General features: G+C 64.5%; 11 protein-coding genes and 3 rRNA genes. 12 read left to right on the top strand and 2 right to left on the bottom strand.

What is annotated here, in order from left to right; genetic code table 11:
- Positions 1 to 218: 218 nt before the first annotated feature.
- Complete coding sequence (locus OG300_RS18185; protein WP_405497467.1) at positions 219 to 1,418, top strand: low temperature requirement protein A; 1,200 nt, start codon at positions 219 to 221, stop codon at positions 1,416 to 1,418.
- Between the two features lie 15 nt (positions 1,419 to 1,433).
- Here OG300_RS18185 and OG300_RS18180 read toward each other — a convergent pair whose 3' ends face one another.
- Positions 1,434 to 2,153: a DsbA family oxidoreductase gene (locus tag OG300_RS18180; protein ID WP_405497465.1), complete on the bottom strand. Its 720-nt coding sequence runs from the start codon at positions 2,151 to 2,153 to the stop codon at positions 1,434 to 1,436.
- Between the two features lie 178 nt (positions 2,154 to 2,331).
- Here OG300_RS18180 and OG300_RS18175 point away from each other — a divergent pair, with 178 nt between their 5' ends.
- The 5 genes from OG300_RS18175 to OG300_RS18155 all read left to right on the top strand — a co-directional run bounded on the left by OG300_RS18175 (position 2,332) and on the right by OG300_RS18155 (position 6,323).
- On the top strand, positions 2,332 to 3,516 hold the full coding sequence (locus OG300_RS18175; RefSeq protein ID WP_405497463.1) for an NAD(P)/FAD-dependent oxidoreductase: 1,185 nt from the start codon (positions 2,332 to 2,334) through the stop codon (positions 3,514 to 3,516).
- Positions 3,517 to 3,595: 79 nt separating this feature from the next.
- Complete coding sequence (locus OG300_RS18170; protein ID WP_405497461.1) at positions 3,596 to 4,510, top strand: RNA polymerase sigma-70 factor; 915 nt, start codon at positions 3,596 to 3,598, stop codon at positions 4,508 to 4,510.
- Positions 4,511 to 4,657: 147 nt separating this feature from the next.
- The gene (locus OG300_RS18165) at positions 4,658 to 4,954 is read left to right on the top strand and encodes a DUF3761 domain-containing protein (protein ID WP_405497459.1); all 297 of its coding nucleotides are present in this window, start codon (positions 4,658 to 4,660) and stop codon (positions 4,952 to 4,954) included.
- A 62-nt stretch (positions 4,955 to 5,016) separates the two neighbouring features.
- Positions 5,017 to 5,682: a DNA-3-methyladenine glycosylase gene (locus OG300_RS18160; protein WP_405497457.1), complete on the top strand. Its 666-nt coding sequence runs from the start codon at positions 5,017 to 5,019 to the stop codon at positions 5,680 to 5,682.
- A 56-nt stretch (positions 5,683 to 5,738) separates the two neighbouring features.
- On the top strand, positions 5,739 to 6,323 hold the full coding sequence (locus tag OG300_RS18155) for a Clp protease N-terminal domain-containing protein (protein ID WP_405497455.1): 585 nt from the start codon (positions 5,739 to 5,741) through the stop codon (positions 6,321 to 6,323).
- A 26-nt stretch (positions 6,324 to 6,349) separates the two neighbouring features.
- Here OG300_RS18155 and OG300_RS18150 read toward each other — a convergent pair whose 3' ends face one another.
- A complete protein-coding gene (locus OG300_RS18150; RefSeq protein ID WP_405498585.1) occupies positions 6,350 to 7,954 on the bottom strand; it encodes a 2-isopropylmalate synthase in 1,605 nt (534 codons plus the stop codon).
- Positions 7,955 to 8,169: 215 nt separating this feature from the next.
- Here OG300_RS18150 and OG300_RS18145 point away from each other — a divergent pair, with 215 nt between their 5' ends.
- The 6 genes from OG300_RS18145 (at position 8,170) to rrf (ending at position 16,708) form a co-directional block, all read left to right on the top strand.
- The gene (locus tag OG300_RS18145; protein ID WP_405497453.1) at positions 8,170 to 8,841 is read left to right on the top strand and encodes a FadR/GntR family transcriptional regulator; all 672 of its coding nucleotides are present in this window, start codon (positions 8,170 to 8,172) and stop codon (positions 8,839 to 8,841) included.
- 104 nt (positions 8,842 to 8,945) lie between these two features.
- Positions 8,946 to 9,371, top strand: coding sequence for a DoxX family protein (locus tag OG300_RS18140; protein ID WP_405497451.1), 426 nt, complete (start codon positions 8,946 to 8,948; stop codon positions 9,369 to 9,371).
- A 264-nt stretch (positions 9,372 to 9,635) separates the two neighbouring features.
- Positions 9,636 to 10,928, top strand: coding sequence for a tyrosine--tRNA ligase (gene tyrS, locus OG300_RS18135; protein WP_405497449.1), 1,293 nt, complete (start codon positions 9,636 to 9,638; stop codon positions 10,926 to 10,928).
- 567 nt (positions 10,929 to 11,495) lie between these two features.
- Positions 11,496 to 13,012, top strand: a 16S ribosomal RNA gene (locus OG300_RS18130).
- A 337-nt stretch (positions 13,013 to 13,349) separates the two neighbouring features.
- A 23S ribosomal RNA gene (locus OG300_RS18125) occupies positions 13,350 to 16,465 on the top strand.
- A gap of 126 nt (positions 16,466 to 16,591) precedes the next feature.
- A 5S ribosomal RNA gene (gene rrf, locus OG300_RS18120) occupies positions 16,592 to 16,708 on the top strand.
- The 16S, 23S and 5S rRNA genes sit together here, the layout of an rRNA operon.
- Positions 16,709 to 17,500 lie beyond the last annotated feature (792 nt).

Raw genomic sequence — 17,500 nt, 5'->3', positions numbered from 1 at the left:
CCAGCCTAGGCGGCAGTATCGGTGGAAATGCCTGGTCCCGGTCCTACGGCCGCACCGTCACGGATTCGTCATGGCTGCGCAGCGGGTCGGAACGCAAAGGCGCGGCCCAACGGTCGGAAGCGTGACAGCAACATTCGGTGTGGCCGATGGATTCCGGCGGGTCTGGTGGTCGCGCGGCGTACTGGGCGGTCCGCGTGTCGCGGAATTACGCTCTGCACGTGACCAGCGACGATCCCAGTGCGGCCGAGGAAGCCGCGGAAGGCGGGCAACTGCGCGCCTCCACCCTGGAACTGTTCTTCGACCTCGTGTTCGTCTTCACCATCACCCAGTTGACGCACGCCTTCACCCACCATCCGGGATGGACCGAATTCGGGCAGGTGGCGCTGATGTTCGCGCTCATCTGGTGGATGTACAGCGGGTATGTGTTCCTCACCAACGAGGTCGCGCCCAGCAACTCCTCACGCCGGACCTTCCTGCTGATCGGCATGTTCGGATTCTTCGTGATCGCGTTGGCGGTGCCGCACGCGTTCACCGGCTCCGGTCTCGCCTTCGGGCTCGGCTACATCGTGGTGACCACGGTGCACACCGCCATGTTCGCGACCCAGGGCGGATCGCGGGCCAGCGCGGCCATGCTGCGACTGGGTCCGCTGAACACGCTGTCGGCGGTGCTGGTGCTGATCGGCGGACTGACCGACGGCTGGGTGCGCGGACTGCTGTGGACCGCGGCGGTGGTGTTGCAGATCGTCACGCCGTACATCGCCAACGTGGAGGGATTCACGTTGCGCCCCAGCCATTTCTGCGAACGGCACGGGCTGGTGGTGATCATCGCGGTCGGCGAATCGGTGGTCGCGATCGGCGCGAACGTGTCCGGACAGGACCTCACCGTCGGCCTGGTCGCCACCGTCGCCCTCGGCCTGACGCTCGGCTACGTGCTGTGGTGGGCGTTCTTCGGATTCGACGACGAACGCGGCGAGGAATCGTTGACCCTCGAGCACGGGCCGCGACGGGTTCGCAAAGCCGTTCTCGCCTACGGCTATTCGCTGTACGTGGTGGTGCTCGGCATCATCATGACCGCCGCGGGCATCGCCATGACCATCGCGCACGGCAACGAGCCCGCGAGCAAGGCCGCGGCACTGGCACTCTCGGGCGGTGTCGCCATCTTCTTCGTGGGGCAGAGCCTGTTCCGGCAGGTGCTCGGCATCCCACGAGCCTGGCTGCGCTTCGTGGCCGCGGTGTGCTCACTCGCGACCGCGGTCGTCGGCGTCGCCTGGGTGGCGTGGGGACAGCTGGTGGTCCTGGTGGTCGTCGCCTACGGATTCGTCATCGCGGACGATGTACTCGGGCTGCGCTCCGGCGAGCGCAGCCGCTACCTGCAGGAGATCAACGCGGTGGGAAGGCGGTTGGGCGCGGGCGAATGAGCCGCGCCCCGCACGTCAATTCCGTTCGGGCAGAGCGCATCCGTCGGGTCCGCAGGCATCGCCGTCGGCGACGATCTCGAGACCCGGCGCGTGATCGCTCCACGCCTGCTGCAACGCCTGCGCGAACACCTCCGCGGGCTGCGCGCCCGATACCCCGTACTTGCGGTCGAGCACGAAGAACGGCACACCGCGCGCACCCAGCTGGGCCGCCTCGGCCTCGTCGGCGCGCACCGCGTCCGCGTAGGCCTCCGGATCCGCGAGCACCGCCCGGACCGCCTGCTCGTCGAATCCGGCCGACACCGCGACCCGCGCGAGCCGATCGTGATCGCCGAACAGCGGCGCGTCCTCGGCGAAGTTGGCCGCGTACAACGCATCCAGCAGCTGTTCCTGACGGCCCTGCTCGAGCGCGAAATGCAGCAGCCGGTGCATGTCGAAGCTGTTGCCGAAGTCGCGGCCCTCGATCCGATAGGTCAACCCCATCGCCTCGGCCTGCGCGCCGATCCCGCGTTCGTTCGCGGCGGCCTGCGCCTCACTGATCCCGTACTTCTCCGCGATGTGCGGCACCACGGCGTCACTGTGGTCGCGCGGCAGCGTCGGATCCAGCTCGAAGGACTTGTGCACCACTGACACCTGATCGCGGTGCGGGAACGCCTCGAGGGCCTCCTCGAAACGCCGCTTGCCCAGGTAGCAGAACGGGCAGTTGATATCGGTCCAGATCTCGACCTGTACGGCCATCACACCTCACTTCGACGCTGTTTTCGCAGGCCGGAGGGGTCCGGCCACTCCTGTCCCAACTGCCCGGCCCGACCGATTGTTCCGGTGTGGCACAGGTCACATCGACGGGTTGTCACGTTCCGCGGGGCTGTCCTGTCCCATAGCCGACCCAGCCGGAACAAGACCCTCGGAGCCAACCATGAACGCCACCAACACCACTCGCGACATCATCGTCCTCGGCGCCGGCTACACCGGAATGCTCGCCGCCATCCGGGTGGCCCGCAACACCCGCAAGGCCGATGTCCGCGTCACCCTGGTGAACCCGTCGCAGCGCTTCACCGAACGGCTGCGCATGCACCAGGTCGCGGCCGGACAGGAACTGGCCGTCCACCACATCCCGGACCTGCTCGACGGGTCGGGCGTCACCTTCCGGCAGGCCGCGGCCGTCGCCATCGACACCGCCGCACGCCTGGTCACCCTCGACGACGCCACCACCCTGCGCTACGACAACCTGATCTACGCGCTCGGCAGCAGCACCGACACCACCCGCGTCCCGGGAGCCGACCAGCACGCGTGGACCTTGAACGATCCCCGTCTGGCACACCGGTTCTCGCAGCGGCTCGTCGAGATCGCCGCGGCCGACGGGACCGTCACCGTGGTCGGCGGCGGTCTGACCGGTATCGAAGCCGCCACCGAGATCGCCGAATCGCACCCCGGCCTGACCGTCACCCTGGTCTGTGCCCAGGAGCCCGGCGCGATGATGGGCGAGCGCGCCCGCGCCCACCTGAACCGGGCCCTCGACCGCCTCGGCGTCGTCCGTGTCACCGGAGTGCACGTGACCAAGGTGCTGCCCGACGCCGTCACCCTCGACAACGGCGTCGATCTGGCCTCGGATCTGACCCTGTGGACCACCGGCGTCCGGGTGCCCGCCCTGGCCGCGCAGGCCGGAATCGCCGTCGACGAGCGCGGTCTCATCGTCACCGACGCCACTCTGCGCTCGGTCTCGCACCCGGAGATCCGCGCCGTCGGCGACGCCGCCGCGGTCCGCATGCCGTTCGGTCAGATCCACGGCACCTGCCAGAGCGGCCTGCCCACCGCCGCCTACGCCGCCGACGCCCTGGCCCGCGAACTGCGCGGAAAGACCATGCGGCCCTTCCGATTCGGCTACATCCACCAGCCGGTCAGCCTGGGTCGCCGCGACGCCGTCATCCAGTTCACCAACGCCGACGACACCCCGCGCCGCGCGTACCTGAAGGGCCGGGCCGCCATCGCGTACAAGGCAATGGTCAGCGGCAGCCCGGTGCCGAGCTTCAAGATGAGCAAGCACATGACCGCGAGCGTGCAGCTGTCGCACGGTGGTCGCGCCACCCGCGGCATCGCGTGACGGGCTCCTACGGCCGGGATGCGACACCGTGTCCCGGCTGTATTCGCATCGCCGTAATGAAACCGGTAGGTATGAGTTCATGCAGGACCAGAACACCGATCAGCCGCTAGCCGCCACCCCGCACGAGGATCCGTTCGTGACCCACCGGCGACTGCTGTTCGGCACCGCGTACCAGATGCTCGGCACCGTCACCGACGCCGAGGACATCCTGCAGGACGCCTGGATCAAATGGCATGAGGTGGACCGTGATTCGATCACCCACCCCAGGGCGTACCTGGTCCGCACCGTCACCAACCTGGCGCTCAACCGCCTCACCTCCGCCCGCGCCACCCGCGAGACCTATGTCGGGCCCTGGCTGCCCGAACCCCTGCTCACCACCGCGGCCGACGCCGCAGAGGAGACCGAGATGGCCGACACCGTGTCGACGGCGATGCTGGTCGTGCTCGAAACCCTGACTCCGGTCGAACGCGCCGTGTTCGTTCTGCGCGAGGTCTTCGGCTACTCGCACGCCGAGATCGCCGGATTCCTGGACCGCCCCGAGACCAGCGTCCGGCAGCTCGCGCACCGTGCCCGCTCCCACGTCCAGTCCCGGCGCCCCCGCTTCGACGCCGATACCGCGGCCCGCTCGGAGGTCACCGCGAAGTTCATGGCCGCCGCCCAGGGCGGAGACCTCAACGCGCTCATGGAGATCCTCGCCCCCGACGTGACGCTGTGGAACGACGGCGGCGGCAAGGTGACCGCGGCCCGGCGACCGCTGCACGGACCCGACCACGTGTCGCGCTGGCTGCTCGGCGTCATGGCCAAGCCGGTGCTCACCGGCGTGTACCTCGAATCCGCGGTCATCAACGGCGAACTCGGCATTCTGGTTCTGCTGGGCGGCTACCGGGTCGGCGCGATCACCTACGACTTGGTCGACGGCGTCATCGAAAACGTTCGGTTCCAGGTCAATCCAGACAAACTGGCCGGTATTCAGCCGCCTGTTTCCGGCGAATAGTCCTGTCCCGCAACGGCGAATAGGCCATCGAATCGGTCGGCGGCAGCGAACTCGCCGGTAGGTTGGCGACGGTCCCGTACTATTCGAGCCTCGTCGGGGGCGTCGGATTCCCCGGCCGAATATCGCTACACCACAGGGGAATTCACGTTGAACAGTAAACCTCGCCGCGCTCTCGCGCGGCTCGTCCTGCCGTGGGCCGCCGCGGCCTTCCTGGCCGTCGGCACCGCCCTCGCCGGACCCGCCACCGCCGTCCCGGCCCTGCACGCGGCCTCGTGCACCGCGACCGAATACGAGAATGTCGACGGGGCCTGCGTGCACCGTCCGGAAGCCGCCCCGACCGCCCCCGACGGCGCCACCGCGCGCTGCGGCGACGGCACCTACAGCTTCAGCCGCCACCGCAGCGGCACCTGCTCGTCCCACGGCGGCGTCGCCAACTGGCTCTAGCCCCCTCGACAGCCGCGTCCCGCCGACCTCGGCGGGACGCGGGTCGGGAACAATCGGCTGGCGTGGGAGAAAAATCGGCTGGCGCGCGAACGGAAACGACGGGCGCGGGACCCGAAGCGCTCGAAATCGAACCGCTGCGCGCCGCCCGCCGCCTGCTCGGCGCGACCCTGTGGTCGGGACCCGTCGCGCTGCGCATCGTCGAGGTCGAGGCCTACGGCGGCGACCCCGCCGGACCCTGGCCCGACCTCGCCGCCCACTCCGGACGCGGCCGCACACCGCGCAATTCGGTCATGTTCGGACCGCCCGGTGTGCTGTACGTGTACTTCAGCTACGGCATGCACACCTGCGTGAACGTGGTGACCGGGCCGGACGGGACCGCCAGCGCCGTACTCGTTCGCGCCGGTGAGATCACCGCCGGACACGACATGGCCCGCAGTCGTCGCCCGGCCGCGCGCACCGACGCCGATCTCGCACGCGGGCCCGGCAATGTCGGTAGCGCGCTCGGGATCACGTTGCAGGACTACGGAACCCGGCTCTTCGATGCCGCCGCGACCATTCGGCTCGAACTCGGCCCCGAAATCATCGACCCCGCCGCCGTTTCCGCCGGACCCCGCGTCGGCGTCAGCCTCGCCGCCGACCGGCCCTGGCGACTGTGGCTCACCGGGTCACCCGCCGTCTCCGCCTACCGCCGCAGCCCCCGCGCACCTGAACCGGAACGGCAGGCGTAGCGGCTCGACAGGTCTACGGTGAAGGGATCGACAGCTCAGCCCTTAGGTGGAAGCCCATGTTCGAACGGTTCACCGATGCCGCCCGCCGAGTCATCGTGCAGGCCCAAGAGGAAGCCCGACTGCTCGGGCACGACTGGATCGGCACGGAACACCTACTGCTCGGGCTGCTACAGGGCAGCGACCCCATCGCCGCCCAGACCCTCGGCAGCATGGGTCTGGACCTCTCCGGTGTGCGCGAACGCATCCAGCAGGCCGTCGGCCCGCAGGCCGGATCCGCGCCCGACGGGCACATCCCGTTCACGCCGCGCTCCAAGAAGGTCCTGGAGATGTCGCTGCGCGAAGCAATTCGGTTGCACCACAACTACATCGGGCCCGAACATCTGCTGCTCGCACTGGTCGAGGAAGGCTCCGGGGTCGCGCCGCAGGTGCTGATCAGCCTGGGCGCGACCCCGGAGGACATCCGCACCCGCGTGCTCGCCGCCCTCAACGACGGCGACACCCTCGGGCGGACACCCGAACCCGTGCAGTCCACCGAGGGCGCGCTGCGGCGTCGCATCGCCATCCTGGAACACCGGGTCGCCATCCTCGAGCGGCACCTCGGCATCGCCGACTCCGCCGCGCAGAACGACGGCCCCGCCTAGTACGCGGACCGGCGTGGCCGTCGTATTCAGGCGGGCAGTGACACCGGCACCCGCTCGGCGGCCGCGAAGGCAGCGGCAATGGTTGCGGCGGAAGAGGATTCGGCAATTCCCGCCGCCCATGCGACGCCCTCCGGTGTGCGGTACTCCAGATACGCGATCGCGCCGGTCCGCCCGGCCCGGTCGATCGCGTGGGCGGTCGTCGACAGGATCTCGACCCGGCGACCTGCGGCCGCCAGCGACTCGATCACCTCATCGACGCTGGAGCCAGCGGGAATGACGTTGTCCTGCTGGATATCCGGAACGTAGGCCGTGGTGAACAGTTGCCACAGCGTCGCCGCCGACACCTCGGCGCCGGTCTCGTCGGTGTGACGCTGTACCCGGCGGGAGAAGTCGATCTGCAGGCGGCGCGGCAATTCCAGTCCGTACTCCGACTCCAGCAGATAGGCGATCCCGCCCTTGCCCGACTGCGAGTTCACCCGGATCACCGCATCGTAGGAACGACCCACATCAGCCGGATCGATCGGCAGATACGGTACCTCCCAAGCGATTTCGCGCTCCGACTGTCCCAGAGCGTGCGCGCGGGCCCGATGCTCGGCGAAACCCTTCTTGATGGCGTCCTGATGCGTCCCCGAGAACGCCGTGTACACCAGATCACCCGCGTACGGATGCCGCTCGTGCACCGGCAGCCGCGTGCAGTACTCCACCGTCCGGCGCACCTCGTCGATATCGGAGAAGTCGACCATCGGATCCACGCCCTGCGCATGCAGATTCAACGCCAGCGTCGCCAGATCCACATTGCCGGTGCGCTCGCCGTTGCCGAACACGCAACCCTCCACCCGCTGCGCCCCGGCCAGCACCGCCAACTCCGCGCAGGCGACACCCGTGCCGCGATCGTTGTGCGGATGCACCGACAGGATCACGCTCTCGCGGCGCGCCAGATTCCGGTGCATGTACTCGATCTGGTCGGCGTACACGTTCGGTGTCGCGATCTCCACCGTCGCAGGCAGATTCAGGGTCACGGGCCGCTGCGGCGTCGCGTCCCACAGCGTCGTCATGCGGTCGCAGACATCCAGGACGAAGTCCGGCTCGGTCAGCATGAACACCTCGGGGGAGAACTGGAAACGCACGTTCGGCATGTCACCGGCGAACTCCAGGACATCCCGCCCGCCCGCCACGATCAGCTCGGCCAGCTCATCGCGCGAACGACCCAGCACCACATCGCGCCAGGTCGGTGCGGTGGCCGTGTACATGTGGATGACCACGTCATTGGTGATGCCGCGCACCGATTCCACGGTGCGCTCGATCAGATCCCGCCGTGCGGGCGTGAATACGACGATGCTGACATCCGCCGGGGCCAGACCGGCCGTGCCGATCAGCCGCACGAAATCGAAATCGGTCTGCGAGGCGCTCGGATAGCCGACCTCGATCTCCTTGTAGCCCATGGCCACCAGCAGTTCGAAGAAGCGGCGCTTGCGTTCGGGATCCATCGGCTCGGCCAGCGCCTGATTGCCGTCCCGCAGATCCACCGGCACCCACAGGGGGGCGGCGGTGATGCGGTTGGCTGGCCAGTCACGTTCGGTCAGCGGAACCTGAACCCGCTGGTACACATCGCGATACCGATGCGAGGGCATGGGGGAGGGCTGCTGACGATTCCAGATCGGGGAGGTGCGCACGGGATTCGCTTTCGCGTCGGAGCGAGGTGACCGGCGCAGCTCAGCAGCCCGCGAGCGGGGAGCCGGTCGTTCAGACCCCGCGGCGGCGGCGAAGGAGAAGCAGGGAACCCGTAACCATGTGGCCTAGACTAGAGGGCGATCACTCCTCAGACAAGTAGAGAGGCAAAAACAACGTGGCGCAGGTACAGAGGCATCCGCTCGCCGCCCAGGCCGCCGAGGTCCTGCTGACCCGGATCCGCGCGGGAGAGTGGGAACTCGGGCACCGGCTCCCCGGCGAAACCACCCTGGCCGCCCAGCTCGGCGTCGGCCGCTCCACCCTGCGCGAGGCCATCCGTGAACTCGCGGGCCGCGGCGTCCTCGAAAGCCGTCAGGGCGCAGGCGTTTTCGTCACCGCGCTGGACGTCATCGAGGATTGGGACACCGTGCTGCGCCGGGCCGACATCGTCACCGTCATCGAGGCCCGCATCGCCATCGAGGCCGAGGGTGCCGCCCTGGCCGCCCGCCGCCGCACCCCGGCCGACCTGCGCGCCATGCTGCGTGGCCTGGCCGCCCGCGCCGAAGCCGGACCCGGCGTCGAGGCCCTCGTCGACGCCGACACCGCCTTCCACCGCACGGTCGTCGCCGCCGCGCACAACGACATCCTGCTCGAGATGTTCAACGCCTTCGTCCCGCGTTCGCGGCACGCCATGATCGACATGCTGCGTATCCGCCCGATGGCCGACCCGGCCGGCGACCACGACGCCCACGAGGTCCTCTACACCGCCATCCGCACCCGCAACTCCGAGGCCGCCGCCACCGCCAGCCGCGTCCACCTCACCGCCCTGCGGGCCGCGTTCGAGGGCTAGCGAAAAAACTTTCCGACCCACCGATGACTTTCCGCGGCGACCCCCGTCAGAACGGGCAAGCGAGTTCGATCCCCGAACAGACAAGCCCCGTAAGGACATTCGACATGACCACCATCGCCGCCACCCCCGCCGCCTCGACCACCGCCACCCCCGGCAAGACCCGCAACCGCGTGCTCTGGACCCTCCAGATCGTGTTCGGCGTGTTCTTCATCGTGGTCTCGGGCCTGCCCAAGTTCGTCGGCCAGGCCGACGCGGTCCGCATCTTCCACCAGATCGGCTGGGGCGACTGGTTCCGCTACTTCACCGGCCTGGTCGAGGTCTCCGGCGGCATCGGCCTGATGGTCCCGCGCCTGAGCGGCCCGGCCGCCGCGGGCCTGTCGCTCACCATGATCGGCGCCGCCGCCACCCAGGCCTTCCTCCTGAACGCCCCCGGCATGGCGATCTTCCCGCTGGTCCTGGTCGGCGTGTTCGCCTGGATCGCCTACGAGCGCCGCTCCTCCTTCTCCACCTTCACCAACCTGGTGAAGTGACCGCGAATAATCCCTCGCCCTCCAGCCCGCCGCCGAGCACGCTCGGCAGCGGGCTTACGGGCGTCTCGCCGGCGGATCGGCCCGGGCTTGTGTCGATTCGCCGCCGAATGATCGTTCGGATCGTGATCCACTGATCTGGTATCGACCGGGGTAACTCCTCGGGAACGTCCGAAATTGTGCACGGCACCCGACCGCTGGGCCGCGAATGGGATAGGTGACGGCTCTCTGCGGGGCGCAAAAGTTCCGGGGAGGCGGAATGGAAAGATGGGACAAGTGAGCGGCGACATCATCGATGAACTGACCTGGCGCGGACTGATCGCGCAGTCCACCGACCTGGATGCCCTGCGGGCAGCCACGGCCAAGGGGCCGATCACCCTGTATGCCGGTTTCGACCCGACCGCCGCCTCCCTGCACGCCGGACACCTGGTTCCGCTGCTGGCGCTGAAGCGTTTCCAGCGCGCCGGGCATCGCCCGGTCGTCCTCGCGGGTGGCGCGACCGGACTCATCGGCGATCCCCGTGACGTCGGCGAGCGCACCATGAACTCCAGCGACACCGTCGCGGAATGGGCCGGGCGCATCCGCTCGCAGCTCGAGCGTTTCGTCGACCTCGACGACGCCCCGAACGCGGCGATCATCGCCAACAACATGGACTGGACCGGACCGCTCAGCACGGTCTCGTTCCTGCGGGACATCGGCAAGCACTTCTCGATCAACGTCATGCTGGCCCGCGACACGGTCAAGCGTCGTCTCGAGAGCGACGGCATGTCCTACACCGAGTTCAGCTACATGCTGTTGCAGGCCAACGACTTTCTGCAGTTGCGTCGCGAATACGGCTGCACGTTGCAGGTCGGTGGCTCGGATCAGTGGGGCAACATCATCGCGGGCGTGGAACTCAACCGCCGCGTCGACGGCGAGCATGTGCACGCCCTGACCGTTCCGCTGGTGACCTCGGCCGACGGCAAGAAGTTCGGCAAGTCCACCGGCGGCGGCAGCCTCTGGCTCGACCCCGAGATGACCAGCCCGTACGCCTGGTACCAGTACTTCGTGAACACCGCCGACAGCGACGTGGTCCGCTACCTGCGCTGGTTCACCTTCCTGTCTCGCGAGGAACTCGACGAGCTCGAGCAGGCGACGATCGAGCGTCCGCACGCCCGGGAAGCGCAGCGCCGGCTGGCCGCGGAGATGACGACTCTCGTTCACGGCGAAGAGAACACGCAGTCCGTGCAGCTGGCCAGTCAGGCGTTGTTCGGTCGCGGTGAACTCCGTGACCTCAACGAGCAGACCCTCGCGGCCGCGCTGACCGAGGCGGCCGTCGACGGCAAGGTCGCCGAGGCCACCGATGAGTCGACCATCGTCGACCTGCTGGTCGAGTCCGGACTCTGCGACAGCCGCGGTGCGGCTCGCCGGGCTGTCAACGAGGGTGGCGCAGCGGTGAACAACGAGAAGGTGTCCGATCTGGAATGGACCCCCTCCGACGCCGACTACCTGCACGGTCGCTGGCTGGTGCTGCGTCGCGGCAAGAAGAACTTCGCCGGCGTGCGTCGAGCCGAGGGCTGACGGGAAACAGACAGCGGGCTGATAGGTAAACAAGATCGAAATGACCTGGGCCACACAAACCCGGCCCAGGTCGCCGATCGGCCCGATTCGAGACCGCGTGACCTGCGCAAACGGAGCGGTGACCAGCCGATTTGACCTTGCGTTATCCGCCGCGTAACTTAGTCCAGGTCAGAGCGACACGGACACCGACCGAGACCGAAACCCCAGCTCAGAGGCTGGAAATCGGGAGCGGGAACGAGGTTGGACGATGAGCGCCTGATGTGAACACTCCAGGCCTGAAATTAGTTCTTGACTCTGTCGAGACCTTTGGCTAGGCTGGAAAAGTTGCCTCGCTGGACATCTGATCAACTTCTTCGGGTGGACGGCGTGTGCGTGTGTTCTTTGAGAACTCAATAGTGTGTCGATGAATGTCAGTGCCAATTATTTAATTGGTTCCGATCTTTCGCACCCCCGTGTGGAGGGTCGGACATTTAGTCAGCAAATACTTTTGCTGGCGTTTGATTTTGCCAAGGTTTTCGGACTCTGGTTAATTCTTCCAATTAGCTCTTCGGAGCGAGTTGAGAGTCTTCAACGGAGAGTTTGATCCTGGCTCAGGACGAACGCTGGCGGCGTGCTTAACACATGCAAGTCGAGCGGTAAGGCCCTTCGGGGTACACGAGCGGCGAACGGGTGAGTAACACGTGGGTGATCTGCCTCGCACTCTGGGATAAGCCCGGGAAACTGGGTCTAATACCGGATATGACTTTCGGATGCATGTCCGATGGTGGAAAGATTTATCGGTGCGAGATGGGCCCGCGGCCTATCAGCTTGTTGGTGAGGTAACGGCTCACCAAGGCGACGACGGGTAGCCGACCTGAGAGGGTGACCGGCCACACTGGGACTGAGACACGGCCCAGACTCCTACGGGAGGCAGCAGTGGGGAATATTGCACAATGGGCGAAAGCCTGATGCAGCGACGCCGCGTGAGGGATGACGGCCTTCGGGTTGTAAACCTCTTTCGACAGGGACGAAGCGCAAGTGACGGTACCTGTAGAAGAAGCACCGGCCAACTACGTGCCAGCAGCCGCGGTAATACGTAGGGTGCGAGCGTTGTCCGGAATTACTGGGCGTAAAGAGCTTGTAGGCGGTCTGTCACGTCTTCTGTGAAAACTTGGGGCTCAACCTTAAGCTTGCAGGGGATACGGGCAGACTAGAGTACTTCAGGGGAGACTGGAATTCCTGGTGTAGCGGTGAAATGCGCAGATATCAGGAGGAACACCGGTGGCGAAGGCGGGTCTCTGGGAAGTAACTGACGCTGAGAAGCGAAAGCATGGGTAGCAAACAGGATTAGATACCCTGGTAGTCCATGCCGTAAACGGTGGGTACTAGGTGTGGGTTTCCTTCCACGGGATCCGTGCCGTAGCTAACGCATTAAGTACCCCGCCTGGGGAGTACGGCCGCAAGGCTAAAACTCAAAGGAATTGACGGGGGCCCGCACAAGCGGCGGAGCATGTGGATTAATTCGATGCAACGCGAAGAACCTTACCTGGGTTTGACATACACCGGAAAGCCGTAGAGATACGGCCCCCCTTGTGGTCGGTGTACAGGTGGTGCATGGCTGTCGTCAGCTCGTGTCGTGAGATGTTGGGTTAAGTCCCGCAACGAGCGCAACCCTTATCTTATGTTGCCAGCGCGTAATGGCGGGGACTCGTGAGAGACTGCCGGGGTCAACTCGGAGGAAGGTGGGGACGACGTCAAGTCATCATGCCCCTTATGTCCAGGGCTTCACACATGCTACAATGGCCGGTACAGAGGGCTGCGATACCGTGAGGTGGAGCGAATCCCTTAAAGCCGGTCTCAGTTCGGATCGGGGTCTGCAACTCGACCCCGTGAAGTTGGAGTCGCTAGTAATCGCAGATCAGCAACGCTGCGGTGAATACGTTCCCGGGCCTTGTACACACCGCCCGTCACGTCATGAAAGTCGGTAACACCCGAAGCCGGTGGCCTAACCCTTGTGGAGGGAGCCGTCGAAGGTGGGATTGGCGATTGGGACGAAGTCGTAACAAGGTAGCCGTACCGGAAGGTGCGGCTGGATCACCTCCTTTCTAAGGAGCACTTCTGCACAACCGCCTCACATAGGTGAGAGCTGGTGTGCCAGAGACCGTTTCGGACTCACATGTAGTCCGGCGGACGCTCATGGGTGGAACACTGACTGATTCTTCTCGATACGGTAGGTCCTCAGCGGCCGGCCAGAGACGATATACCGACACACTATTGGGTCCTGAAAGAACACGCGAAAGCGAGTTTCTTTCTAGGAAATCAGACGATCCGCTCGGATCTCCTCGATACCACCGGCGACTGCGGTTGCGGGAAAGGTCCAGGAAATATGTTGCGAGTGGGTGTGTTGTTTGAGAACTGCACAGTGGACGCGAGCATCTTTGTTAGTAAGTGAAAAAGAGCGTACGGTGGATGCCTTGGCACCAGGAGCCGATGAAGGACGTAGTAGGCTGCGATAAGCCTCGGGGAGCTGTCAAACGAGCTGAGATCCGAGGATTTCCGAATGGGGAAACCCAGCACGAGTGATGTCGTGTTACCCGCGCCTGAATATATAGGGCGTGTGGAGGGAACGTGGGGAAGTGAAACATCTCAGTACCCACAGGAAGAGAAAACAACAGTGATTCCGTGAGTAGTGGCGAGCGAAAGCGGAAGAGGCTAAACCAGGAGCGTGTGATAGCCGGCAGGCGTTGCGTTCTTGGGGTTGTGGGATCTACTTTCTCATCACTGCCGTGATGGGCGACAGTCAGAAAAGAATGCGTTAGTCGAATTGGTCTGGGATGGCCGACCGTAGAGGGTGAGAGTCCTGTAGACGAAAACGTGTTCTCTGTCGTAGTAGACACCCGAGTAGCAGCGGGCCCGTGAAATCTGCTGTGAATCTGCCGGGACCACCCGGTAAGCCTGAATACTCCCTGGTGACCGATAGCGGACTAGTACCGTGAGGGAAAGGTGAAAAGTACCCCGGGAGGGGAGTGAAATAGTACCTGAAACCGTGCGCTTACAATCCGTCAGAGCCTTCCACTTTGTGGTGGGGTGATGGCGTGCCTTTTGAAGAATGAGCCTGCGAGTCATCGGTGTGTGGCAAGGTTAACCCGTGTGGGGTAGCCGTAGCGAAAGCGAGTCCGAATAGGGCGTGTGAGTCGCACACTATGGACCCGAAGCGGAGTGATCTACCCATGGCCAGGGTGAAGCGACGGTAAGACGTCGTGGAGGCCCGAACCCACTTAGGTTGAAAACTGAGGGGATGAGCTGTGGGTAGGGGTGAAAGGCCAATCAAACTCCGTGATAGCTGGTTCTCCCCGAAATGCATTTAGGTGCAGCGTCGCGTGTTTCTCACCGGAGGTAGAGCTACTGGATGGCCTAGGGGGCCTACAAGCTTACCGAAGTCAGCCAAACTCCGAATGCCGGTGAGTGAGAGCGCGGCAGTGAGACTGTGGGGGATAAGCTTCATAGTCGAGAGGGAAACAGCCCAGATCGCCAGCTAAGGTCCCTAAGCGTGTACTAAGTGGAAAAGGATGTGGGGTCGCGAAGACAACCAGGAGGTTGGCTTAGAAGCAGCCACCCTTGAAAGAGTGCGTAATAGCTCACTGGTCAAGTGATCCTGCGCCGACAATGTAGCGGGGCTCAAGTACACCACCGAAGCTGCGGCATTCAGACATTATCCCGCTTTCGAGCCAGGAGTCTGGATGGGTAGGGGAGCGTCCTATAGCCAGGGAAGCGGCGGAGTGATCCAGCCGTGGAGGCTATGGGAGTGAGAATGCAGGCATGAGTAGCGAAAGACGAGTGAGAAACTCGTCCGCCGAATGACCAAGGGTTCCTGGGCCAGGTTAATCCGCCCAGGGTGAGTCGGGACCTAAGGCGAGGCCGACAGGCGTAGTCGATGGACAACGGGTTGATATTCCCGTACCCGTGTATCCGCGCCAAATATCGAATCAGTTGTGCTAAGTATCCAAAAGCGGTCTTATCGAGCCTTCGGGCGAGAGGGAGCGTGGCTGCATACGACCCTGGCTGTAGTAGGTAAGCGATGGGGTGACGCAGGAAGGTAGCTGGGCCAGGTGATGGAATACCTGGTGTAAGCCTGTAGGGCGTTGTGTAGGCAAATCCGCACAGCATATAGCCTGAGAGGTGATGCGTAGCCGATTGAGGCGAATTCAGTGATCCTATGCTGCCGAGAAAAGCCTCTAGTGAGTTGGTACACGGCCCGTACCCCAAACCGACACAGGTGGTCAGGTAGAGAATACTAAGGCGATCGAGATAACTGTGGTTAAGGAACTCGGCAAAATACCTCCGTAACTTCGGGAGAAGGAGGGCCATGTCTGGTGAAGGGACTTGCTCCTGGAGCTGGGTGTGGTCGCAGAGACCAGTGAGAAGCGACTGTTTACTAAAAACACAGGTCCGTGCGAAGTCGTAAGACGATGTATACGGACTGACGCCTGCCCGGTGCCGGAAGGTTAAGAGGACCGGTTAGCACTTCGGTGCGAAGCTGAGAATTTAAGCCCCGGTAAACGGCGGTGGTAACTATAACCATCCTAAGGTAGCGAAATTCCTTGTCGGGTAAGTTCCGACCTGCACGAATGGCGTAACGACTTCTCAGCTGTCTCAACCACAGACTCGGCGAAATTGCAGTACGAGTAAAGATGCTCGTTACGCGCGGCAGGACGAAAAGACCCCGGGACCTTCACTATAGCTTGGTATTGGTGTTCGGTACGGTTTGTGTAGGATAGGTGGGAGACTTTGATCCAGGGACGCCAGTTTCTGGGGAGTCGTCGTTGAAATACCACTCTGATCGTATTGGACCTCTAACCTCGGACCCTGATCGGGTTCAGGGACAGTGCCTGGTGGGTAGTTTAACTGGGGCGGTTGCCTCCCAAAATGTAACGGAGGCGCCCAAAGGTTCCCTCAGCCTGGTTGGCAATCAGGTGTCGAGTGCAAGTGCACAAGGGAGCTTGACTGTGAGACCGACAGGTCGAGCAGGGACGAAAGTCGGGACTAGTGATCCGGCACCGGCAAGTGGAAGCGGTGTCGCTCAACGGATAAAAGGTACCCCGGGGATAACAGGCTGATCTTCCCCAAGAGTCCATATCGACGGGATGGTTTGGCACCTCGATGTCGGCTCGTCGCATCCTGGGGCTGGAGTAGGTCCCAAGGGTTGGGCTGTTCGCCCATTAAAGCGGCACGCGAGCTGGGTTTAGAACGTCGTGAGACAGTTCGGTCTCTATCCGCCGCGCGCGTCAGAAACTTGAGGAAGGCTGTCCCTAGTACGAGAGGACCGGGACGGACGAACCTCTGGTGTGCCAGTTGTTCCGCCAGGAGCACGGCTGGTTTGCTACGTTCGGAAGGGATAACCGCTGAAAGCATCTAAGCGGGAAGCCTGTTCCAAGATGAGGTTTCTCACCCCCTCGAGGGGTTAAGGCCCCCAACAGACCATTGGGTTGATAGGCCGGAACTGGAAGCCCTGTAAGGGGTGTAGGTGACCGGTACTAATAGGCCGAGGACTTACCAACAAAGTTGCTACGCGTCCACTGTGCGGTATCTGAAACAACACACAGATCACCGAGAAGACAAGCAGGAGAAGAGAACCCAGGTTCTCTGATTCGGCTTTGGCTCTCTGTGTGACAGTTTCATAGAGTTACGGCGGCTATAGCGGTGGGGAAACGCCCGGTCCCATTCCGAACCCGGAAGCTAAGGCCACCTGCGCCGATGGTACTGCACTCGACAGGGTGTGGGAGAGTAGGACACCGCCGGAACATCCTTCACGAAAGGGGACCCACTACTGGGTCCCCTTTCGTCGTTTGAGCACCTGTGCCGCGTTGACGTACGGGGCAGCGTGATTGAATTCAGGGCAGGTGGATCGACCACCGGCCCTCCTCACGCGCTCGCGCGCCGTGGCCGGGTACCGGCAGGCTGACAAGACTAGAGAGGGATCACCGTGGCGGAGCAGAACGACGACCGCAAACCCTTCCGCCGCACCGGCGGTGGCTCCGGGCAGGGCGGCTACGGTCGGCGCGACGAAGGTGAGCGCCGTGACCAGGGTCGCTCGTCGTCGGACGGCCCGCGTCGTGAGCGTGGCGACAGCGGCCGCGACGGTGGCTCGTCCCAGCGCGGCGGTGGATTCAATCGTGACAGCGGCCGCGGCGATTCGCGTGGCGGCGGCGGATACAACCGCGACGGTGGCGGCGCCAACCGGGATGGCGGCCGCGGCGGGTTCAACCGCGACGGTGGCAGCCGCGGTGGCGACAGCCGTGGCGGATCGAACCGCGAGGGCGGCGACCGCGGCGGCTTCCGCCGTGAGGGCGACGATCGCGGATCCAACCGTGGTGGTGACCGCCGTGAGGGCGGGTTCAATCGCAGTGGCGGCGGCGAACGTCGTGAAGGTGGTTTCAACCGCAGCGGTGGCGGTGAGCGTCGCGAGGGCGGGTTCAACCGTGGCGGTGGTAGTGCTGGTGGGGACCGTCGTGAAGGCGGATTCAATCGTGGTGGTGGCGGTGAGCGTCGCGAGGGTGGTTTCAACCGCGGTGGCGGTGGCGACCGTCGAGAAG

This window comes from Nocardia sp. NBC_00511 (assembly GCF_045161165.1).
Classification (GTDB): domain Bacteria; phylum Actinomycetota; class Actinomycetes; order Mycobacteriales; family Mycobacteriaceae; genus Nocardia.
Note: the sequence above shows the minus strand (reverse complement) of the source record. Positions and strands in the feature narration are given on the sequence as shown.